The sequence below is a fragment of the Acidovorax sp. 22279 genome (genome assembly GCF_052045435.1).
In the GTDB taxonomy this organism is placed as follows: Bacteria; Pseudomonadota; Gammaproteobacteria; order Burkholderiales; family Burkholderiaceae_C; genus Acidovorax; species Acidovorax delafieldii.
In genome coordinates this window covers 63,811-84,156 of the sequence record NZ_JBQEOV010000001.1, presented here as the reverse complement: position 1 = coordinate 84,156, position 20,346 = coordinate 63,811, and the positions used below count along the sequence as shown (strand labels likewise).

19 protein-coding genes are annotated in these 20,346 nt (G+C 65.4%); 12 read left to right on the top strand and 7 right to left on the bottom strand.

Going from position 1 to position 20,346, the window contains the following annotated elements; all coding sequences use genetic code 11:
- Positions 1-3: 3 nt before the first annotated feature.
- Both ACTJKQ_RS00365 and ACTJKQ_RS00360 read right to left on the bottom strand, forming a co-directional pair.
- The gene (locus tag ACTJKQ_RS00365) at positions 4-201 is read right to left on the bottom strand and encodes a hypothetical protein (RefSeq protein ID WP_291437212.1); all 198 of its coding nucleotides are present in this window, start codon (positions 199-201) and stop codon (positions 4-6) included.
- Positions 202-320: 119 nt separating this feature from the next.
- On the bottom strand, positions 321-1,025 hold the full coding sequence (locus ACTJKQ_RS00360; protein WP_110961400.1) for a glutathione S-transferase N-terminal domain-containing protein: 705 nt from the start codon (positions 1,023-1,025) through the stop codon (positions 321-323).
- A 94-nt stretch (positions 1,026-1,119) separates the two neighbouring features.
- Between ACTJKQ_RS00360 and dapF the strand changes: the two genes are divergently transcribed.
- The 4 genes from dapF to lepB all read left to right on the top strand — a co-directional run bounded on the left by dapF (position 1,120) and on the right by lepB (position 4,508).
- Positions 1,120-2,001 carry a diaminopimelate epimerase gene (dapF, locus tag ACTJKQ_RS00355; RefSeq protein WP_209816187.1) on the top strand — a complete coding sequence of 294 codons (882 nt, stop codon included), beginning with the start codon at positions 1,120-1,122 and terminating at the stop codon, positions 1,999-2,001.
- The gene (locus ACTJKQ_RS00350) at positions 1,998-2,687 is read left to right on the top strand and encodes a DUF484 family protein (protein WP_015012535.1); all 690 of its coding nucleotides are present in this window, start codon (positions 1,998-2,000) and stop codon (positions 2,685-2,687) included. The genes dapF and ACTJKQ_RS00350 overlap by 4 nt, the downstream gene beginning before the upstream one ends.
- Before the next feature lie 56 nt (positions 2,688-2,743).
- Positions 2,744-3,721: a tyrosine recombinase XerC gene (locus ACTJKQ_RS00345; RefSeq protein WP_440595661.1), complete on the top strand. Its 978-nt coding sequence runs from the start codon at positions 2,744-2,746 to the stop codon at positions 3,719-3,721.
- Between the two features lie 118 nt (positions 3,722-3,839).
- The gene (gene lepB, locus ACTJKQ_RS00340; protein ID WP_440595660.1) at positions 3,840-4,508 is read left to right on the top strand and encodes a signal peptidase I; all 669 of its coding nucleotides are present in this window, start codon (positions 3,840-3,842) and stop codon (positions 4,506-4,508) included.
- Positions 4,509-4,555: 47 nt separating this feature from the next.
- On the opposite strand, the gene ACTJKQ_RS00335 is transcribed toward lepB, so the two are convergent.
- Both ACTJKQ_RS00335 and ACTJKQ_RS00330 read right to left on the bottom strand, forming a co-directional pair.
- A complete protein-coding gene (locus ACTJKQ_RS00335; RefSeq protein WP_440595659.1) occupies positions 4,556-6,211 on the bottom strand; it encodes a methyl-accepting chemotaxis protein in 1,656 nt (551 codons plus the stop codon).
- 32 nt (positions 6,212-6,243) lie between these two features.
- Positions 6,244-6,771, bottom strand: a complete 528-nt coding sequence (locus ACTJKQ_RS00330; protein WP_099731229.1) for a chemotaxis protein CheW — start codon at positions 6,769-6,771, stop codon at positions 6,244-6,246.
- A 228-nt stretch (positions 6,772-6,999) separates the two neighbouring features.
- Here ACTJKQ_RS00330 and ACTJKQ_RS00325 point away from each other — a divergent pair, with 228 nt between their 5' ends.
- Positions 7,000-8,235, top strand: coding sequence for a class I SAM-dependent rRNA methyltransferase (locus ACTJKQ_RS00325; RefSeq protein WP_056059256.1), 1,236 nt, complete (start codon positions 7,000-7,002; stop codon positions 8,233-8,235).
- Positions 8,236-8,290: 55 nt separating this feature from the next.
- On the opposite strand, the gene ACTJKQ_RS00320 is transcribed toward ACTJKQ_RS00325, so the two are convergent.
- The 3 genes from ACTJKQ_RS00320 to ACTJKQ_RS00310 all read right to left on the bottom strand — a co-directional run bounded on the left by ACTJKQ_RS00320 (position 8,291) and on the right by ACTJKQ_RS00310 (position 12,488).
- The gene (locus ACTJKQ_RS00320) at positions 8,291-10,384 is read right to left on the bottom strand and encodes an acetoacetate--CoA ligase (protein WP_440595658.1); all 2,094 of its coding nucleotides are present in this window, start codon (positions 10,382-10,384) and stop codon (positions 8,291-8,293) included.
- Between the two features lie 25 nt (positions 10,385-10,409).
- Positions 10,410-11,393: a Bug family tripartite tricarboxylate transporter substrate binding protein gene (locus ACTJKQ_RS00315; protein WP_218298807.1), complete on the bottom strand. Its 984-nt coding sequence runs from the start codon at positions 11,391-11,393 to the stop codon at positions 10,410-10,412.
- A 171-nt stretch (positions 11,394-11,564) separates the two neighbouring features.
- Positions 11,565-12,488: a helix-turn-helix domain-containing protein gene (locus ACTJKQ_RS00310; RefSeq protein WP_218298806.1), complete on the bottom strand. Its 924-nt coding sequence runs from the start codon at positions 12,486-12,488 to the stop codon at positions 11,565-11,567.
- A gap of 219 nt (positions 12,489-12,707) precedes the next feature.
- Here ACTJKQ_RS00310 and ACTJKQ_RS00305 point away from each other — a divergent pair, with 219 nt between their 5' ends.
- The 7 genes from ACTJKQ_RS00305 (at position 12,708) to rsmH (ending at position 20,346) form a co-directional block, all read left to right on the top strand.
- Entirely contained in the window at positions 12,708-13,769 is a 1,062-nt protein-coding gene (locus ACTJKQ_RS00305) for a CobW family GTP-binding protein (RefSeq protein ID WP_099731227.1), read from the top strand.
- A gap of 197 nt (positions 13,770-13,966) precedes the next feature.
- Complete coding sequence (gene dksA, locus ACTJKQ_RS00300) at positions 13,967-14,764, top strand: RNA polymerase-binding protein DksA (protein ID WP_082522359.1); 798 nt, start codon at positions 13,967-13,969, stop codon at positions 14,762-14,764.
- Positions 14,765-14,811: 47 nt separating this feature from the next.
- Positions 14,812-16,551 carry an STAS domain-containing protein gene (locus tag ACTJKQ_RS00295; protein ID WP_056059240.1) on the top strand — a complete coding sequence of 580 codons (1,740 nt, stop codon included), beginning with the start codon at positions 14,812-14,814 and terminating at the stop codon, positions 16,549-16,551.
- A gap of 154 nt (positions 16,552-16,705) precedes the next feature.
- Entirely contained in the window at positions 16,706-17,272 is a 567-nt protein-coding gene (gene hslV / locus ACTJKQ_RS00290) for an ATP-dependent protease subunit HslV (protein ID WP_056059237.1), read from the top strand.
- 132 nt (positions 17,273-17,404) lie between these two features.
- Positions 17,405-18,730 carry an ATP-dependent protease ATPase subunit HslU gene (gene hslU / locus ACTJKQ_RS00285; RefSeq protein WP_056059234.1) on the top strand — a complete coding sequence of 442 codons (1,326 nt, stop codon included), beginning with the start codon at positions 17,405-17,407 and terminating at the stop codon, positions 18,728-18,730.
- A gap of 252 nt (positions 18,731-18,982) precedes the next feature.
- Positions 18,983-19,411 (top strand): division/cell wall cluster transcriptional repressor MraZ, encoded by a 429-nt coding sequence (gene mraZ / locus ACTJKQ_RS00280; protein WP_015012546.1) that lies wholly within the window; start codon positions 18,983-18,985, stop codon positions 19,409-19,411.
- An 8-nt stretch (positions 19,412-19,419) separates the two neighbouring features.
- The gene (gene rsmH, locus ACTJKQ_RS00275) at positions 19,420-20,346 is read left to right on the top strand and encodes a 16S rRNA (cytosine(1402)-N(4))-methyltransferase RsmH (protein WP_288850761.1); all 927 of its coding nucleotides are present in this window, start codon (positions 19,420-19,422) and stop codon (positions 20,344-20,346) included.

Genomic DNA, 20,346 nt, shown 5'->3' with positions numbered 1-20,346 from the left:
CCGTCAGCGCAGCGCGCGCAGTTGCTGCAGGCGCTGCAGCACGGCGTCGATGACGGCGTTGGCGCCCTCCACATCGCAGCTCCACAGCATTTCCAGCAACTCGATCAGCGCGATGGCGTTGGTTTCCTGCAGCGCCGCGCGGGCGGCGGCCTGGAGGTCGTGCAGGTCCAGATCCTGAAGAACATCAACGGTCAATCCCATGGGGTGCTCCCTGTTTTTTTGAGGAGGCCCATGGTAGGTGCGTGGCGCCCGGGTGCCGGGCTGCGCGGCATGATCAAGATCAAGGGCGGATGAGAAACCCGGCGCCCTGGCGCCAACCGTCAGCCGCGCGCCGGAATCGCCAGCCCCCGGGCCACCGCCGGACGCGCCACGAAGGCGGCGAGCACGCGCTGCACCTCCTTGAACTGGTCAAACTCGACCAGGTCACCCGCGCCGTAAAAGCCCACCAGGTTGCGCACCCACGGCAGGATGGCGATGTCGGCGATGGTGTACTGGTCGCCCATCACCCACTGGCGGCCCGCCAAGCGCTCGTCCAGCACCTTGAGCAGGCGCTTCGATTCAGCGACATACCGGTCGCGCGGGCGCTTGTCTTCGTAGTCCTTGCCTGCAAACTTGTGGAAGAAGCCGAGCTGGCCAAACATGGGGCCCACACCGCCCATCTGCCACATCACCCACTGCAGGGTTTCGTAGCGCCCGGCGGTGTCCTGTGGCAGCAGCTGGCCGGTCTTGCTGGCCAGGTACACCAGGATGGCACCGGATTCGAACAGCGCCAGCGGCTGGCCGTCCGGGCCGTTCGGGTCCAGGATGGCCGGGATCTTGTTGTTGGGGTTGAGCGAAAGAAATTCGGGCGTGGTCTGGTCGTTGGTCTCAAAGCTCACCAGGTGGGGCTCGTACGGCAGGCCCAGTTCTTCCAGCGCTATGGACACCTTCACGCCGTTGGGCGTGGGCAGGGAATACAGCTGGATGCGGTCCGGGTGCCGGGCGGGCCATTTGCGGGTGATGGCAAAAGCGGAAAGATCGGTCATGCGAGGTTCCTGAAAAGCCGGTGGAATCGAGAGAAGCTGCCAAGCGTACGCCCGCGCGCGGTTTGGCGCAGGGGCGGGGCCATAATCCCGTCCCATGAAGATTCGCTTCACCAAAATGCAGGGCGCGGGCAACGATTTTGTGGTGCTCGACGAAACCCAGGGCCGCCTGGGGCTCAGTGCCGCCCAATACCGCTTCCTGGCCGACCGCCATTTCGGCGTCGGCGCCGATCAGATCCTCACCGTGCGGCCCTCGCCGGGGGAAGGCATCGACTTTGAATACGTGATCCACAACGCCGACGGCGGCGAGGTGGAGCAGTGCGGCAACGGTGCGCGCTGTTTTGCTCGCTTTGTGCACGACCGGGGGCTGTCGGGCAAGGACACCATCCGCGTACAGACCAAAAGCGGTGTGATTGCCCCCCGCCTCACGGGTGACGGCCGCGTCACCGTGGACATGGGCCGGCCCGAGTTCGACCCCGCCAAGGTGCCGTTCGACACCACCGGTCTTACGCCCGTGCAGCAGGGGTCGGGGCAAAAATGGCCGGTAGCGCTAGAGGAATATGCCTCGGGTGCTTCTGTTTTGGTAGCGGTTGCCTCCATGGGCAACCCGCATGCGGTGCAACTGGTGGACAACGTGGACACGGCTCCCGTTGCGCAGACCGGGCCGCTGATCGAGCGCCATGCGCGCTTCCCCCAGCGGGTGAACGCGGGCTACCTGCAGATCGTGGACCGCTCCCATGTGCGCCTGCGGGTGTTCGAGCGCGGCGCGGGCGAGACGCTGGCCTGCGGCACCGGCGCCTGCGCGGCCGTGGCCAGTGGCATCCGGCTGGGGCTCCTCGACCCCGAGGTGCAGGTGGACACGCGCGGCGGCCGCCTCACCATCGCCTGGAGCGGCCAGGAGGCTGATTCCGTTTTCATGACCGGCCCGGCCACCACGGTGTTCGAAGGCCAGATCGACATTCCCGACACGCTCGTATGACTACCCACATCCCACCGATCACCGAAGACGACATCGCCCAGTTCCTCACCAACACGCCGGGTTTCTTCGAGCGCCATGCCGAGGTGCTGGCCAGCGTGCAGATCACCAGCCCGCACGGTGCGCGCGCCGTGAGCCTGCAGGAGCGCCAGGCCGAGATGCTGCGCGAGAAGATCAAGGGCCTGGAGCACCGCATCATGGAAATGGTGCGCAACAGCACCGAAAACGCTGCCATTGCCCACAAAGTGCACCAATGGACCGGCAGCTTGCTGCAGGTGCGCGACCCGTTTGACCTGCCCCAGGCCGTGGTCGATGGCGTGCGCACCCTGTTCGATGTGCCCCAGGCGGCCGTGCGGGTGTGGGCAGTGGCCGCTCCGTACATCGACGCCGACTTCACCCAGGGCGCCAGCGAAGACGCGCGGGCGTTTGCTTCGTCGCTGACCATGCCCTTCTGCGGCCCCAACCTGGGCTTCGAGCCCGCTGGCTGGCTGGCGCAAGAGGGCGGCGAGCCCGCCCAGTCCCTGGCCCTGCTGCCGCTGCGCGCGGGCGCCATCGACAGCGCCACGCCAGCGTTTGGCCTGCTGGTGCTGGGGTCGCACGATCCACAGCGGTTTGATGCCACGATGGGCACCGACTTTTTGTCGCGCATGGCAGAGCTGGCCAGCGCAGCCCTTCTGCGGCTTCAGTAGGCAGTCGCAAGCCCCGCCGCCATTGCCAACCCAACGGCGTCTCAGCCACGGCCTCCATGCCTGAAACGCCTGCGGCACCCACCACGCTCGACCCCCACGTCCTGCGGTATCTGGAACATGTGCGCGTCGAAAAGCGGCTGGCCGCGCGCACGCTCACGCTCTACACCCTCGACCTCGAAAAACTGGCGCAGTTTGCGGCCAGCGCGAATGTGCCGTTGCTGCAGTTACAGACCGCTCACATTCGCCGCTTTGTCGCGCAGATGCACAGCGGCGGCCGCAGCGGGCGGGGCATCGCGCTCATCCTGTCGGGCTGGCGCGGCTTTTTCATCTGGGCGGGGCGGCAGGGGCTGATCCCGCACAACCCGGTGCAGGACGTGCGTGCCCCCAAGGCACCCAAGCCTTTGCCCAAGGCGCTGGGGGTGGACGACGCCGTGCGGCTGGCCGAATTCGACAACACCGGCGCCGACCCCTGGCTCGAGGCGCGCGATGCAGCCATGGTGGAGCTGCTGTACGGCTGCGGCCTGCGCGTGGGCGAACTGGCGGGGCTCGATGCCATCCCCAACGCCGACACCCAGCGCCAGGGCCGTGGCTGGGTGGACCTGCAAGCGGGCGAGGCCCATGTGTTCGGCAAGGGCAGCAAGCGGCGCAGCGTGCCGGTGGGCGCGGCTGCCACGGCCGCGCTGCAGGCCTGGCTGCAGCTACGGGCCACACCGTTTGGGGGCGAGGGCTCTGCACGGCTGGACACTGCCCTGTTCGTGGGCCAGCGTGGCAAACGGCTCACGGCCCAGTCCATCTGGCTGCGCCTGCGCCAGCGCAGTCAGCAGGCGGGGCTGACCACGCCGGTGCACCCGCACATGCTGCGCCACTCGTTTGCCAGCCACCTGCTGCAAAGCAGTGGCGACCTGCGTGCGGTGCAGGAGCTGCTGGGCCACGCCAACATCACGACCACGCAGGTGTACACGCGGCTCGACTTTCAGCACCTGGCCAAGGTGTATGACGCTGCCCACCCGCGCGCGCGAAAGAAGTCCCCCTGAGTTGCCGTGCGGCGTCCCTCCAAAGGGCGGCGCGCCTGCTGGCATGGCGGAACCAAGTGACAACCAGGCGCCTCCGAGCAACGTGGCGCCCGCTGTGGAGCGCCCTGGAGTTGTCCTCATGCTGCTGAACTGGATCCAATCGAACCGGTGGTTCATCGTGCTGCTGTTGTGCTTTGGCGTTTTTCGCACCGCCGTGGCCGACTGGAATCCCATCCCTTCGGGCTCGATGCGGCCCACGCTGCTGGAGGGGGACGTGGTGCTGGTCAATCGCCTGGCCTACGACCTCAAGCTGCCGCTCACGGACATGATCCTGGCGCACATTGATGATCCGCAGCGCGGCGATGTGGTCACCTTCTCGTCCCCACTGGATGGCACCCGCCTGATCAAGCGCATTGCGGCCTTGCCCGGAGACACGGTGGAGATGCGCAACGAGGTGCTCTACATCAACGGCCAGGCGGCCGAATACGAGATGCCCGATTCTGTGCAGGAGCCGGTGCTGCCAGGCCACACGCTCACGGCCACGCGCTGGACAGAGCGTCTGCTGGGGCATGAGCGCCGCGTGCAGTGGCTGCAGGGCGTGACAGCGCGCAGCAGCTTCGATCCGGTGCAGGTGCCCGAGGGCGAATATCTGGTGCTGGGTGACAACCGGGACAACAGTGCCGACTCGCGCTACATCGGCCTGGTGCCACGCCATCTGCTCATCGGGCAGGCGCACCGCGTGCTGCTGTCGGCCGATGTGCTGGGCCACTGGGCGCCGCGCCTGGAGCGCTTTGGCAAGGCGCTGTAGTCCCTCCAGTTCATCAGGGGCGCGGCCGGCACGCCTGGCAGCGCTGCTCAGACGGCTGCCATCGCCGGATGGGCGTGACCGAGCGAGGGGCGGCGTACGGGCCTGTGCTGCGCGACTGCAAGTGGCTCCTGGACGTGGACGAGGGCTTGGACCGCAGGCAGCTTGAAGGTGGCAACCGTGTCGACCAGTTCGCCCGCCTGCTGGTTCAGGCTGGCAGCGGCTGCGGCCATTTCTTCCACCAGAGCGGCATTTTGCTGCGTGGCCTGGTCCATCTGCGTTACCGCTTCGTTGATCTGGTCCACCCCCTGGCTCTGTTCGGTGCTGGCGGCAGTGATATCGCCCATGATGTCGGTGACACGGCGGATGGAGGCAACGACCTCACTCATGGTTTGACCGGCGCGGTCCACCAGGGCAGACCCGGCTTCCACGCGCTCCACGCTGGTTCCGATCAGGCCCTTGATCTCGCGGGAGGCCTCGGCCGAGCGGCTCGCCAGCACGCGCACCTCGGTGGCCACCACGGCAAAGCCCCGGCCCTGGTCGCCGGCGCGGGCGGCCTCCACCGCCGCGTTCAGCGCCAGGATATTGGTCTGGAACGCGATGGAGTCGATGACCCCAATGATCTCGGAGATCTTGTTGCTGCTGTCGTTGATGTCCTTCATGGTGCGCACCACGTCAGCCACCACCTCGCCACCCTGCACTGCAATCGAGGTGGCGGTCTGGGCCAGCTGGTTGGCCTGGCGGGAGTTCTCGGCGTTCTGGCGCACAGTGGCGTTGAGCTGCTCCATGGAGGCGGCTGTCTCTTCGAGCGCACTGGCTTGCTCTTCGGTGCGCGAAGACAGGTCGTTGTTGCCCTGTGCGATTTGTTCCGAAGCGCTGGCTACGTTGATGGAGCTCTGGTGCACCATGGCTACCATGGTGGCAAGGCTGTCCTGCATGCGCTTGAGTTGCGCCATCAGGCTGGAGGTGTCGCCGGGCCTGAGGTCAATGGCCACGGTCAGGTCGCCGTGCGCCACGCTGCGCGCCAGTGCGGCAGCAGTGCCCGGCTCGGTGCCCAACTGGCCCACGATGCTGCGGGTCACGAGGTAGCCAAAGCCCAGGGCGAATAGCACACCACTGGCAATAGCCAGCGCCACGAACCATCGCGTATTGGCATAGGACTCGACCGCTTGGTCATACTCCTTGCGCGCAGTGTCCAGTTGCACCTGCACCAGAGCGCCCAGCACGTCTTGCAGCGGATCGAGTGCGGGGTACATCTCTCGTGCTGCATAGTCGGTCAGGCCCGGCAGGTCCTTGTTACCGATCATGTTTTCCAGCGCTTGGACGGCGCCATCGGCTTTGGGCTGCAGCTCTTTGAATTGGGCTGCCAGGCGCACTTCGTCGGCCACCAGCTCGGTCGCCAGATAGGCGTTCCAGTTGTCACTGATGTCCTTCTTGGCTCTGGCGATCGAATCCAACCCTTGCTGCGGGGTGAGCGCGCCGTCGCGCACCTTGTGTGCGGTATCCACTACGTTCACGGCGTACGCGTCTGACACCAGCTTGATCTGTTTGAGTGGCACCACGCGGTCTTGGTACACGGTATTGAGCCCCGCGTTGGCGCGCTGCGTGCCGGTGAGGCCTGCGCTGCCGATCACAACGGTCAGCACGCAAAGTACGGCCAGCAGCAGAGACAGGCGGGTAGAAATCTTCAGGTCATTGAAGTTCATGATTAGCAGTTCCTTGTGGGTGATGCAGCCGCTCAGTGGCTGGTGGCAGGTGTATCACTCGCTACCGATTTGGCAAGAAATTTCTCGATATCGAGCAGGATCAGCATGCGCGGGCCGACCGAGCCGATGGCCAGCAGGTGTTCGGGCTTGACGTTGCCGCGCAGGGCGGGCACGGGGCGCAGCTGTTCGCGCTCCAGCGTGAGCACGTCGGACACGCCGTCCACCACCACACCCACCGTCCGCTGGCCGATGTGCAGCACGATCACCACCTTCAGGTGGTCGTACTGCACAGCGGTCTGGCCCAGCTTCAGGCGCAGGTCGAGGATGGGCACGATCACGCCGCGCAGGTTCATCACGCCCAAAAGCTCACCGGTCGCGTTGGCGATGGTGGTGGGCTTCTCGTACGACCGGATCTCCTGCACGCGCAGGATGTCCACCCCGTATTCCTCGTTGCCTATCTTGAAGGCCAGAAATTCGCGAAGGTCGGTCATCACGGCCTGGGCCGTGCCGGGCGCGGGGGCCAGGCGGGTGATGCTGGGGCGTGTGGCAGAGGTGGTCATCGGAGTGTTTGTGATAAAAATGATAATTTACGCAATTTTATCGATTGCAAATCATATTTGTCAAATATGCGATTTCAATGCGGCAGATCGGCTGCGTTCCTGCCGGGCTGGGAAGGGCTGGCTGGGCCTGCCTGATGGGGGTGTGACCAGGGGCGTGGGTAGCTTTTGCGCGCAGTTTTCCATCGGCGGGTGGCTCACCCGTGCCCGCCAGCACGCACAATCCGGGTCATGAAAACCCTTCGACTCCGCGCGGGCAAAGAGCGCTCGCTGTTGCGCCGCCATCCCTGGATCTTTGAATCGGCCATCGCCAAGGGCGGCGGCGACAGCGGCGAGACCGTGCGCGTGGAATCGCACGAAGGCCAGTTTCTGGCCTGGGCTGCGTACAGCCCCAGCTCGCGCATCCGTGCCCGGGTGTGGAGCTTTGATGAGGCACAGCGCATTGATGCTCCGTTTTTTATAGCTGCTTGCGCACGTTCCATCATCGCCAGGGCACGTTTTGACGTGCAAAGCGATGGCGTACGTCTGGTGCATGGCGAGTCCGACGGCCTGCCCGGGCTCATCGTCGACCGCTATGGCGATACGCTGGTGGCGCAGTTCACCAGCGCAGGCACCGAGCGCTGGAAGGGCGTGATTGCCGATGCGCTGCTGCGCGAAACGGGGCTGACCAAGCTCTACGAGCGCTCGGATGCCAGCGTGCGTTCGCTGGAGGGCCTGGAGCCCGCCACCGGCTGGCTGCGCGGCGGGCCCACGGGTGCGGCAGGTGATGGCGAGGGGCCGCCGCTCGAACTCACGATCCGTGAACACCAGTGGCGTCTGACGCTCAACATCGCTGAGGGCCACAAGACCGGCTTCTATCTGGACCAGCGCGACAGCCGCCAGCGGTTTGCCGACTACACCCAGCGCCTGGGTTTCAAGCATGTGCTCAACTGCTTTTGCTACACCGGCGGCTTCAGCGTGGCGGCACTGGCGGGCATGCGTGCAGCGGGCACCGTGGCCGACGGGCACGTGACCTCCATCGATTCCTCGGGCCCGGCCCTGGAACGCGCCCGCGCCCATGTGGCGCTCAACGGGTTCGATCCGAACCGGGCCACCTTCCTCGATGCCGACGTGAATGCCTCGCTGCGCCAGTTCCTCAAGGAAGGCCAACGTTTTGACGCCATCATCCTGGACCCGCCCAAGTTCGCCCCCACGGCGGCCCACGCCGAGCGGGCCGCGCGCGCCTACAAGGACATCAACCGGCTGGCGCTGCAGTTGCTGTCGCCCGGTGGGGTGCTGTTCACCTTCTCGTGCTCGGGCGGCATCAGCGCCGACCTGTTCCACAAGATCGTGGCCTCGGCCGGAGCGGATGCTGGGGTGGACGGCTACATCCTGGAGCGCCTGGGCGGCGCGCCCGACCACCCGATGACGCTGGAGTTTCCGGAGGGCGAGTACCTCAAGGGCCTGGTGGTGATGCGGAAATCTTGATGTTTTTGGCCTCTAGCGCTTATCTTTTATGTGCTAGTAGCTATCAAATTGATAGTTAATCGGGTGCAGTGCGTGCCAGGTAGTCTGAGGCGAACTGCACAAACCAGTCGATGCTCTCGGGCTGCGCCAGCGCGTCGCGGTTGAGCACCCGCTCGGCCGGGTGACCCAGAAGCAGCTTTTTGATGGGCAGCTCCAGCTTCTTGCCCGTCACGGTCTTGGGGATGACCGGCACCTGCAGGATTTCGTCGGGCACGTGGCGCACCGACAGCGCGGTGCGCAGCGCCTGGCGGATGCGCTGGCGCAGCGGTTCGTCGAGTGTGGTGCCTGCGCGCAACTGCACGAATAGCGCCAGGTAGGACGGGCGGCCCAGGTATTCCAGATCCACCACCAGGCTGTCGAGCACGTCGTCCAGCCCCTCGACCACGCGGTACAGCTCGGCCGTGCCCATGCGCACGCCCTGGCGGTTGATGGTGGCATCCGAGCGGCCGTAGATGATGCCACCCACAGCCTCGGGCCGGGCCACCAATCGCAGCCAGTCGCCCTGGCGCCACACGGGGCGCTGCTCGGCGTCGTAGAAGGTGTCGAAGTAGCTCTCCTTGTAGCGTGTGCCGTCGGCGTCGCCCCAGAAGTACAGCGGCATCGACGGAATGGGCCGGGTACAGACCAGCTCGCCCACCTCGTCGATGACCGGCTGGCCCGCGTCGTTCCAGGCCTGCACGCTGGCGCCCAGCGCACGGCATTGCATCTCGCCCAGGTGCACGGGCAGCGTGGGCAGGCCCACCAGGAAACCCCCTGCGATATCGGTGCCGCCGGAGACTACGTTGAGCCAGAAGTCGTCCTTGACATCGTAGTAGAGCCAGCGGTAGGCCTCGGGCGACAACGGTGATCCGGTGGAGCACACGGTGTGCAGGGCCGACAGGTCGGCCACCTGCCGGGGCACCACACCGGCCTTCAGGCAGGCGTGGTGGATGGCGGCTCCCACGCCGAAGGTGGTCACGCGAAGGCGGCCTACCAGGCGCCACAGATAGGCCCAGTCGGGGTCGGCGCCCCCGCCGGCCGCACCGGTGACGGAGCCGTCGTATAGCACGATGGTGGCCCCACCCAGCAAGCCCATGACGTGCGCGTTCCAGACCATCCACGAGGTGTTGACCGCCCACAGCACCCGGTCGCCGGGGTGCAGGTCGTTGTGCAGCACCATGGCCACCAGGCTGTTGGCCAGCACGCCACCGTGGCCGTGCACGATGGCCTTGGGCAGGCCCGTGGTGCCGGATGAATACAGCGTCCACAGCGGGTGGTCGGGTGCGAGTGCGAGCGGCTCAAGCGGTGCGTTGCCCGCCACGGCATCGGCCCAGTGCACCACGGTGCGCGCCTGCGCCTGCACGGGGGGCGCAGGCGCCGGGTCGAGGCAGGGTACCCAGACCACGTGGCTCACCGTGGGCAATTGGTCCAGGATGTCGCCCAGCGCAGCGCGGCGGTCAAACGGTTTGCCCGCGTAACGGTAGCCATCCACCGCGACCAGCACCTTGGGCTCGATCTGGCGGTAGCGATCGCTCACGCTCACGGGGCCCATGTCGGGCGCACACAGTGCCCACACCGCACCGATGCTGGCGGCCGCGAGGAAGGCCACCACCGCTTGCGGGATGTTGGGCAGGTAGCCCACCACCCGGTCGCCCGGCTGCACGCCCAATGTGCGCAGCGTGTGCGACAGCGCGCCCACCTGGCGGCGCAGTTCGGGCCACGAGATTTCTCCGGCGCCACCGGACTCGTCCTCGAACACGATGGCCGGTGTATGGGGCTGCGTGCCTCCGGGCGTGTGGCGCAAAAGGGTGTCCACCAGGTTCAGCCGCGCGCCTTCGAACCATTGGGTGGCGGGCATCGGGTCGTCCGAGCGCATGCGGCGTGGGGCTTGCGCCATGGGCACGTCGAAGAAGGCCAGCAGTGCGCTCCAGAACGCTTCGGGTTTGTCCACCGACCACTGCCACAGGGCTTCGTAGCCGCCAAAGTGCAGGCCTCGCTCGCGCGCCAGCCAGGCCTCCAAGGCGGTGATGAGGGCGCGCTCGCGGCGTGCAGCGCTGGGTTGCCAGAGCGGGGTGTCCGGGGTTTCAACAGGGGGCGAGGCTGTTGGGGGCAAGGCTGTCAGGGTGGTCATGAAACGGTTCTTTCGCCTTCTCTTCTCAGGTGTCCGCCGTGAAGCCGATGTTCTTCACATGCACCCGCCACTGCTCGGCCTCGGCGCGCAGCCGCGTGGCTAGCTCTTGCGGTGTGGACGAGCGTGCCGTCATGCCGAATTCCGCCAGGCCGCGCACGAAGTCCGGCTGGGCCACGGCAGCGCGCATGGCGTCGGCAACGCGCTGCACCGTGGCGGTTGGCGTGCGCGCGGGCACGAAGACACCAAACCATTCGGTCATGTCCAGCGCAAAGCCCTGTTCGCGGTAAGTGGGCAGGTCGGGCGCGAAGGCGCTGCGCTCGGTGCCCGAGACGGCCAGCAGGCGCAGTCGGCCGGATTTGAGATGCGGCAGGTAGCTGCCCAGCACTGTCGAATAGGCCGGCACCTGTCCCCCCATCAGGTCCTGCAGCCCGGGTGCATCGCCGCGGTAGGCAATGTGGGTGAAGTCGATGCCCGCCATCTTGCCCAGCACGCTGCCCACCAGATGCGGCGTGGAGCCCGACGCCGGCGAGCCGAAGCTGGCCTTGCCGGGGTTGGCCTTGGCCCAGGCGACAAAGTCCTGCAGCGTGCGCACGCTGTCGGGCACAGCCGGCCCCACTGCCAGCGCAAACGGGAAGGTGCAGGCCATGGACACGGGCGCCACGTCCTCCAGCGCATAGGGCAGCTTGCGGTAGGTGTAGGGGTAGACGGTGAACGGGGAGGGCGGCGACAGCAGCAGCGTGGTGCCGTCGGGCGCGGCGTCCTTGAGGGCGCTCACAGCAATCTGGGTGCCCGCGCCGGGCTTGTTGTCCACGAGCACGTTGGCGGCATAGGTCCCGCGCAGCTTCTCGGCCAGGCGCCGTGCCACGTTGTCGGTGCTGCCCCCGGGCGGAAAGCCCACCAGCAGGCGGGCCAGGTCGGGTGGTTGCTGCGCGTGTGCGGCTGGGGCGATGCCCGTGCCCAGCGCGGCCAGGCTGGCGAATTGGACAGCGAACTGTCGGCGGGTAGTCATGGTTTGTCTCCTGGTTTTGGTGTGCCACTGCGGTGGTGCGGTGCGACTGTGCCGCAAGGGCGCAGGGGCTGCTTTCCAATTACTGCGGTGGGTATCGCAAAGCTGCGGACCTAGGGGAAAACCTGGGCATCGCGCGCGGTGGGGTGAGACCCCCCGGGGCGACTGGGCACGCTACGAGCGGCGATAGTCCGAAGGCGTTACGCCCCAGTGGCGGCGAAAGGCGTGGCTGAAGTGGGCCGCCGAGGGGTGGCCGGTGAGCAAGGCGATCTCCAGCAGGGGCTTGCGCGAATCGCGCACCAGCCGTGCGGCCAGCTCCATGCGCTGAAAGTGCACCCAGGCGTGGGGTGTGGCGCCAAACGACATTTTGAAGGCGCGCGCAAAGTGAAATGGGCTGAGCCCCGCGATGCCCGCCAGGCGGGCTACCGGCCAGGGCTCGTGCAGGCCGGCCATCACGGCCTCGGTCAACTGGCGCATCTGCCGCGAGGTGAGCGTGGCGCCGGTGCGCGGGCGCTCGCCGGGCAGTGCGTAGTTTTCTACGAGGTGGATGGCAATGCCCATCGCGATGTGTTCGCCAAACGCGGGTTGCAGTGAGGCGTTGTTGTCCAGCGACGCCAGAAGCAGGTCGGCAAAGGCCGCGAGCACCGGGTCCTTGCGGCCGAAACACTGGCCCAGCGCCACATCGCCGCCTGCGGCACGATGCAGCCAAGCGGGGGCCAGGTCGATGTGGATGTTGTCGCGCACGGCCGAGCTGCGCCAGAAGCTCGGGGTGTCGCCGGGCAGGATCACGGACTCGCCGCGCTGCCAGAGCCTTTCCCCCACCAGGTCTCCATGGCGTTGCAGCAGCTGCGTGGGGTTGCCCCGGCGCACCAGGATGACGCAGTTGCTGTGGGCGGGTACGTACAGGTCGCCCACGGGGCCCACCTGGTGCCACACCGCGAGGCCCTGCCAGGGGCGCCCGGCGCTGGAGCGGTGGACGTGGTCCGGCAGCGCCTGCCAGGGGTGGTCCAAGCGCTTGTCGGCCAGCGCCCGCCAGTGCGCCGTGTCGAAACCTTCGATGGCAAGCGGAGTGTGGCGGGCGGTTAGGGGTGGCGTCATGGTGAAGATGGCAATGGATTGCCACCAGCGGCCTATCGTAGAGGGTTCCAGGTCCTGGCTACCTGTGTTCCCCGCCGGGCTGGACGGTGGTCGGACCGCGCTCAGGTGTGGCCAAGTGCCAGCAGGGGCTTGACAGCCTCGGTACACTGAAAAAGATGCCCCTGGGTGGGGCACTGCGCCATGCAGCGCAAGTATTTGATTCCCTTGAAAGACAGATTTATGGCACTGATCCCCGTCACCATCCTCACCGGCTTCCTGGGCTCGGGCAAAACGACGTTGCTCAAGCGCCTCTTGAGCGAAGCCCATGGCCAGAAGATTGCCGTGATCGAGAACGAATTCGGCGAAGAAAACATCGACAACGACATCCTCGTGACCGAGTCCAAGGAGCAGATCGTGCAGATGAGCAATGGCTGCATCTGCTGCACCATCCGCGAAGACCTGCGCGAGACGCTGCAACTGCTGGCGGCCAAAAAGCGCAAGGGCTTGCTCGACTTTGACCGCATCGTGATCGAGACCACCGGCGTGGCCGACCCGGGCCCCGTGGCACAGACCTTCTTCATGGACGAAGAGATCGCCGAAACCTACCTCATCGACTCGATCATCACGCTGGTGGACGCCAAGCATGCGCCACAGCAGCTCAACGACCGGCAGGAGGCGCGCCGCCAGGTGGGGTTTGCGGACCAGATCTTCCTGTCCAAGACCGACCTGGTGTCCAAGGACGAGACCGACGCGCTGATCCATCGCCTGAAGCACATGAACCCGCGCGCGCCCATCAAGGCCGTGCATTTTGGCGAAGTGCCGCTCAAGGAGGTGCTGGACCTGCGCGGCTTCAACCTCAATGCCAAGTTGGACATCGACCCGGACTTCCTCAAGGAAGAAGGGGATGGACATGACCACCACGACCATGACCACGAACATGGCGAGCACTGCAGCCACCCCTCCCACCAACATGAGCACGGCCATGGCCATCACCATCACCACGACGACGATGTGAAGAGTTTTGTGTACCGATCGGACCGCCCGTTCGATCCGGCCAAGCTCGAAGACTTCCTTGGCGCCATCGTCAATATTTACGGCCCGCGCATGCTGCGCTACAAAGGGGTGCTGAATATGAAGGGCACTGAACGCAAGGTCATATTCCAGGGCGTGCACCAGCTCATGGGCAGCGACCTGGGCCCCCAGTGGGCCGAGGGCGAGGCGCGTACCAGCAAGATGGTCTTTATTGGCATTGACCTGCCCAAGGACATCTTCCTGCAGGGGCTGGAGCAAAGCCTGGTCTGACCTGTTCGCCGGTTCCGAGGGGGCGATGGAGCCCGATTTGTGTTGTATCTGCAACGTTTCCGTTTGCGTCAGCCCAGGTCGATACAATCGCGCCCCGGCAAGAACCTGTGAACAGGTTCTAGACCCCGGAAGGCTTGCCACACGCCCTTGGCTGCGAATGCAGCTGGGGCCCGCCCGTACTGCGAGGAGACCAGGAAGTGAAAGCCGACACCAGCAAATCCAAGGGGGCCACCAAGGCAACCCCTGCCGCGGCGAAAAGCGCCGCCGCCCCAGCGGCACCCAAAGTTGCTGCGAAGGCCACTGCCAAGGCTGCTGCGGCACCCAAGGTGGTCGCGCCCCCGGCCGTGGCGGCACCCGCTCCGGCGCCCGCACTGCAAGCGGGCTCGCAGGTACCCGTGCGCACAACCCGGCCTTCTTCCCGATTGGCCCAATTGACCGTACCATCCATGGCACAGACGGTGGCTTCGACAGCTGCCAAAGCCAGTTATCAACACACCATGCCCACGACCGCGCAAGCGCAGCCCACTTACACGGCTGCCAAAAAAGACCCCAAGCTGGCGAACAACTGGAAAACCAAGTCCGTCGCCGAGCTGACCGACGCTGAAGTCATGGCCATGCCCGACAGCGAGTACATGAACGAAAAGCAGATGGCGTTCTTCCGCCTCAAGCTCGTTCAGCTCAAGCAGGACATCCACAACAGTGCCGGCGAAACCACCGAACACCTGCGTGAGGACACCGTGGTGGTGCCCGACCCGGCCGACCGCGCCACCATCGAAGAAGAGCACGCACTGGAGTTGCGCACCCGCGACCGGGAGCGCAAGTTGCTCAAGAAGATCGAACAATCCATTGCCCGCATTGATGCGGGTGACTACGGCTACTGCGACGAAACCGGTGAGCCCATTGGTGTGGGCCGCCTGATCGCACGTCCCACCGCCACGCTGTCGCTCGAAGCGCAGCAACGCCGCGAACTCAAGCAGAAGATGTTTGGGGATTGAGCAGGCAGCCGCCTGTTGATCAACGCGCGCACTCTGCACCCTGAGCCATGAGCAAGGAAGAATCCACCCCTGGCGGCCTGCTATCGAAGGTGGTGCGGTTCGTGAAGAATCCGACCGTCAACTGGACGGAGCTGGACTCCCTCCAGGACGACCGGGAGAGCCAATACAGCAAGCAGATGCTCAAGGAGATGATCGAGCGCAAGCGCCGCAACGATTTTGTGCGGCGCCGCGAGTTCGATCAGCTGCGCAAGCTGCGCCAGCGCGAGGTCTTGCACGGGCAGCGGGTGGAAGATGCCGCAGGGCGCCCCTCGTTTTTCCAGAGCAGCATGGCATCGCCCGACGAACGGGCCGTCACGCTCAAGAAGATCGACGAGATCGAAGCGCAGATGTCCCAGCAGTGGTGGAAGAGCAAGCAGGGCGCTGACGCACCCACCCAGCCAGGGGTGATGCCGGATTCCAGCACGGAGGCGTCTGCGGAAGAGCAAGCCCGTGCCTATGCGCCCACGGTGCCCGGGAGCCTGTCTGCCCCACTGGATACCAAACCCGCCGTTCAGCCTCTGTTCGCTGATGACAGCATGGCCATTGGCCGCTTTGGTGGCACGGACGCCACCATGCTGCCCGGCAGCACCCCACACGTCGAAGCATCCTTCAGCCCTGCGGCTCCCACGGCTGCGCCCGCGCCCGCATTCGAACCGGAGGAATTCGTGCACGAACCCGATCTTGAAGAAGCCGCCATCCGGTTTGCCAATGGTGACCATGCAGGGGCCGAGTCTGGCCTGCTGGAGGTGCTGGCCCAGCACCAGCAGGACGATCCAGCGCAGCAGCTGGAAATCTGGATGACGCTGTTCGACCTTTACCGGGCCACCGGGCAGCACGACCGTTTTGACACCCTGGCCATCGACTTTGCCGCGCAATATGGCCGCTCGGCGCCGCTGTGGTTTTCCATCCCGGCGCAACTGGGCCTGGCCGTTGAAGTGGCGCCCGCTGCCGAGCCTGCCGCCGCCATGCGCCGCGATTTCAGCTGGAACGCTCCGCCCACCGTGGCGGTTTCTTCGGTGGCGGCACTGCAGGCCTCGCTGGCCCGTGCGGCGTCCCCCTGGACGCTGTCCTGGTCACGCCTTGCTTCGATTGATGAGGCGGCAGTGCCCCTGTTGGCTGACCAGTTCAGCCTGTGGGCCGACCGCGATGTCCAGATCGTGTTTTCGGGGGTTGAAAAGCTCCATGCCCTGCTCGATGCCAAGACCCAGTCGGGCGACCGCTCGAACAGCCCCGAGTGGTGGCGTTTGCGCATGGCTGCCATGCGCCTCATGGGCAAGCCCGACGAGTTTGAACTGGTGGCGCTCGACTACTGCGTGACCTACGAAGTCTCTCCGCCCTCCTGGGTGTCGCCACGTTGCGGATACTCGGACAACGAGGGGGTGTCTTCAGGCTCTGCGCCTCTGGCCGCCGACAGCGACTTCATGGCGTCCGATCTCGGTGAGTCGTCGGTCCCCGCTCCCTTGGAGACCGGACCCGTCGCACAGCTCAGCGGCCATATCGATGGCGATGCCACGCCCCTGCTGCAGCCATTCGAGGCGCACTTCAAGCCCGGCGTGCCGCTGACCATTGCCTGCGACAAGCTGATCCGGGTGGACTTTGCGGCCGCAGGCTCCGTGCTCAACTGGGCGGCCGAGCAACAGGGCCACGGCCATGTGATCCAGTTCCACAACCTGCAGCGGCTGGTGGCGATCTTCTTCAACGTGATCGGAATCAACGAGCACGCCTGGGTGGTCCCCCGGAAGAACTAGCAGCACCTCTCCTGGGGGGGGGGCTGTTCCGGTCCAGATTCCAGTCTTGCGGGCGTTGGGGAATGGCGTGTCGCGTGGTTGGCCAGGCTGCGTGTGCGGCATCCGTCCCGAGGTCGGCTTGCAAAATGCCTGGTGATCCCCATCTGCCGCAGCTATGGATTCATCTCAAGACAACCATCCGGTGTTCCACGGCACCACCATCCTCAGTGTGCGTCGCCAGACGCCTTCCGGCATCCAGGTCGCCATCGGCGGCGATGGGCAGGTCACGCTGGGCAACATCGTGGTCAAGGGCACGGCGCGCAAGGTGCGCAAGCTCTACCACGGCAAGGTGCTGGCGGGCTTTGCGGGCGCCACGGCCGATGCGTTCACGCTGTTCGAGCGCTTCGAGGCGAAGCTGGAAAAGCACCAGGGCCACCTGACGCGCGCTGCCATCGAACTCACCAAGGACTGGCGTACCGACCGGGTCTTGCGCCGCCTCGAAGCCATGCTGGCCGTGGCCGACGCCAGTGCGTCGCTCATCATCACCGGCAATGGCGACGTGCTGGAGCCCGAGCAAGGCATCGTGGCGATTGGCTCGGGTGGCGCTTATGCGCACTCGGCGGCCAAGGCGCTGCTGGTGAATACCGAGTTGTCTGCCCAAGAGATCGTGAAAAAGTCGCTCGAAATTGCGGGCGAACTCTGCATCTACACCAACATGAACCACACCATCGAGACGCTCTGAGCGTGCGACGGTGGAGCAGGCCCCGCGCTGGCCTCACGGTCAGCGCATCGAGGGCTAAATGCTCTGTTTTTTATAGCTGCTGGTGCATGATTCACTAGCGCTACAGTCCCATTTGATACCAGGAAGACCTGTATGTCGTCCATGACCCCCCAGGAAATCGTCTCCGAGCTGGACCACCACATCGTGGGCCAGGCCAGCGCCAAGCGTGCCGTGGCCATCGCTCTGCGCAACCGCTGGCGCCGCCAGCAGGTGGAAGGCAGCCTGCGCCAGGAGATCACGCCCAAGAACATCCTCATGATCGGCCCCACCGGCGTGGGCAAGACCGAGATTGCACGCCGCCTTGCAAGACTCGCCGATGCGCCCTTCATCAAGGTCGAGGCCACCAAGTTCACCGAGGTGGGCTATGTGGGCAAGGACGTGGATTCCATCATCCGCGACCTGGCCGAGATGGCTGTGAAGCAGACGCGCGAGGCCGAGATGAAGAAGGTGCGCACCCGCGCCGAAGATGCCGCCGAGGAACGCATCCTGGACGTGCTGATCCCCCCGGCCCGCGCAGCGGCAGGCAGCGAACCCGCCGCTGACAACACGGCCCGCCAGGTCTTTCGCAAGAAGCTGCGCGAAGGTGCACTGGATGACAAGGAGATCGAGATCGACGTGGCCGAAGGCCGCCCTCAGCTCGAAATCATGGGTCCCCAGGGCATGGAAGAGATGACCGAGCAGCTGCGTGGCATGTTCAGCCAGCTGGGGCAGGACAAGCGCAAGACCCGCAAACTCAAGATCGCCGAGGCCCTGAAGCTCATCGCCGATGAAGAGGCGGCCAAGCTGGTCAACGAAGAGGACATCAAGACCCGCGCCGTGGCCAGCGCCGAGCAAAACGGTATCGTCTTCATCGATGAGATCGACAAGGTGGCCGCGCGGCAGGAAAGCAGTGGCGCCGACGTATCGCGCCAGGGCGTGCAGCGCGACCTGCTGCCGCTGGTGGAGGGCACCACGGTGTCCACCAAGTACGGCATGATCAAGACGGACCACATCCTGTTCATCGCCTCGGGGGCGTTCCACCTGTCCAAACCGAGCGACCTGATCCCGGAGCTGCAGGGGCGGTTCCCGATCCGGGTGGAGCTGGAATCGCTGTCGGTCAAGGACTTCGAAGCCATCCTCACCCAGACCCATGCGTCGCTGGTCAAGCAGTACCAGGCGTTGCTGGCTACCGAGGGCGTCACGCTGGAGTTCGCGCCCGAGGGCATCACCCGCCTGGCGCACATCGCCTTTGAGGTGAACGAACGCACCGAGAACATCGGCGCGCGCCGCCTGTCCACGGTGATGGAGCGCCTGCTGGACGAGGTGAGCTTTGACGCCACCCGCCTGGCCGGCCAGACCATCACCATCGACGCCGCCTACGTCGATACCCGCCTGCAGACCCTGAGCCAGGACGAGGACCTGTCGCGCTACATCCTGTGACCACTCGGTCAACCCTTGAGAGGTCACTTTCATAGGCCTCTCTAAGTGCTTCTTTTTCAACGACTTTTGGCGTTCTGGTGTCTGAAAAAACGCATCTAAGTCGTTGATTTCATTGAAAAGTTTGTGGGACAACCCCCTTGTTCGGTGTGCTTTTCCTGCTACAGTGCAAAAAAGTGCAATTAAGTGGTGAAAAGTGCCCTCAAGGTCCGTTTCTGGACCTGCGAGGCGCAAAACCGAACTGGGAATCTGTCCGTGTTTCAAGGTGCCTCGTCGCTGAGTCTCGATGCGAAGGGTCGGCTGTCCGTGCCGACCCGGCATCGTGACGTCCTCGCGGCCACGGCATCCGGTCAGCTCACCATCACCAAGCACCCGCACGGCTGCCTCATGGTCTTTCCCCGTCCTGAATGGGAGAAGTTCCGCGAGCGCATTGCCCAGCTGCCCATGTCCGCCCAGTGGTGGAAGCGCATCTTCCTGGGCAATGCCATGGATGTGGACATGGACGCCACCGGCCGTGTGTTGATCTCCCCCGAGCTGCGCGAAGCCGCCGGTATTTCCAAAGACACCATGCTGCTGGGCATGGGCAACCATTTCGAACTCTGGGACAAGGCCACCTACGACGAGCAGGAAGCCAAGGCCATGCAGGGTGAGATGCCGGATGTCTTCAAGGACTTCTCCTTTTAAGGCGCGCTGTGACATCCCCCTTGCAACACACCACCGTCCTGCTGAATGAGGCCGTGGACTCTCTCCTGGGCGGCGCAGGCCCGGAGCCTTCCGGCACCTGGATCGATGCGACCTTCGGGCGCGGCGGGCACTCCCGCCTCATCCTGCTCCGGCTGGGCCCCCAGGGGCGCCTGGTGGCCTTTGACAAGGACCCCGAAGCCATCGCCGAAGCAACGCGCATCACCGATGCGCGTTTTTCCATTCGGCACGAAGGTTTTCGCCATCTGGCCGACCTGCCGCCCGCCAGTGCTGCGGGCGTTCTGATGGACCTGGGCGTGAGCTCGCCCCAGATCGACAGCCCCGAGCGGGGCTTTAGTTTCCGTTTTGACGGTCCGCTGGACATGCGCATGGATACCACGCGCGGCGAAAGCGTGGCCGATTGGTTGGCCACGGCCGAAGTCGGTCAGATTGCGGAGGTGATACGTGACTACGGTGAAGAACGGTTTGCTGGCCCCATTGCAAAGGCGATTGTTGCTCGGCGCGAAGAACGGGGTCCTCTTGCAACCACCGCAGAACTGGCCGACCTCGTGGCTGGCACGGTCAAAACCCGCGAGCCGGGCCAGAACCCTGCAACGCGCACATTTCAAGCTCTTCGGATTTTCATCAACGCCGAGCTTGAAGAGCTGCAACAGGCGCTAGAGGCCAGCCTCTCGGTGCTGCAGCCCGGTGGGCGGCTGGTGGTCATCAGCTTCCATTCGCTCGAAGACCGCATCGTCAAGCAGTTCATCGCCAAACATTCCAAGGAGGTCTACGACCGCCGCGCACCGTTTGCTGCGCCGCAGGCCATGAAGCTCATCGCGCTCGACCGCATCAAGCCCAGTGCGGCCGAGGTCGAGGCCAATCCCCGCTCGCGCAGCGCCATCATGCGCGTGGCCGAGCGCACGGCGGTCGTCTGA

Bases quoted from the DNA above. Each gene is read 5' to 3' on its own strand.
- ACTJKQ_RS00315 (WP_218298807.1), bottom strand. From the start codon at position 11,393: ATGACTACCCGCCGACAGTTCGCTGTCCAATTCGCCAGCCTGGCCGCG.
- ACTJKQ_RS00305 (WP_099731227.1), top strand. From the start codon at position 12,708: ATGGCACTGATCCCCGTCACCATCCTCACCGGCTTCCTGGGCTCGGGC.
- ACTJKQ_RS00345 (WP_440595661.1), top strand. From the start codon at position 2,744: ATGCCTGAAACGCCTGCGGCACCCACCACGCTCGACCCCCACGTCCTG.
- lepB (WP_440595660.1), top strand. From the start codon at position 3,840: ATGCTGCTGAACTGGATCCAATCGAACCGGTGGTTCATCGTGCTGCTG.
- ACTJKQ_RS00350 (WP_015012535.1), top strand. From the start codon at position 1,998: ATGACTACCCACATCCCACCGATCACCGAAGACGACATCGCCCAGTTC.
- ACTJKQ_RS00325 (WP_056059256.1), top strand. From the start codon at position 7,000: ATGAAAACCCTTCGACTCCGCGCGGGCAAAGAGCGCTCGCTGTTGCGC.
- ACTJKQ_RS00310 (WP_218298806.1), bottom strand. From the start codon at position 12,488: ATGACGCCACCCCTAACCGCCCGCCACACTCCGCTTGCCATCGAAGGT.
- ACTJKQ_RS00320 (WP_440595658.1), bottom strand. From the start codon at position 10,384: ATGACCACCCTGACAGCCTTGCCCCCAACAGCCTCGCCCCCTGTTGAA.
- ACTJKQ_RS00360 (WP_110961400.1), bottom strand. From the start codon at position 1,025: ATGACCGATCTTTCCGCTTTTGCCATCACCCGCAAATGGCCCGCCCGG.
- ACTJKQ_RS00330 (WP_099731229.1), bottom strand. From the start codon at position 6,771: ATGACCACCTCTGCCACACGCCCCAGCATCACCCGCCTGGCCCCCGCG.
- ACTJKQ_RS00335 (WP_440595659.1), bottom strand. From the start codon at position 6,211: ATGAACTTCAATGACCTGAAGATTTCTACCCGCCTGTCTCTGCTGCTG.
- hslV (WP_056059237.1), top strand. From the start codon at position 16,706: ATGGATTCATCTCAAGACAACCATCCGGTGTTCCACGGCACCACCATC.
- hslU (WP_056059234.1), top strand. From the start codon at position 17,405: ATGTCGTCCATGACCCCCCAGGAAATCGTCTCCGAGCTGGACCACCAC.
- dapF (WP_209816187.1), top strand. From the start codon at position 1,120: ATGAAGATTCGCTTCACCAAAATGCAGGGCGCGGGCAACGATTTTGTG.
- ACTJKQ_RS00295 (WP_056059240.1), top strand. From the start codon at position 14,812: ATGAGCAAGGAAGAATCCACCCCTGGCGGCCTGCTATCGAAGGTGGTG.
- ACTJKQ_RS00365 (WP_291437212.1), bottom strand. From the start codon at position 201: ATGGGATTGACCGTTGATGTTCTTCAGGATCTGGACCTGCACGACCTC.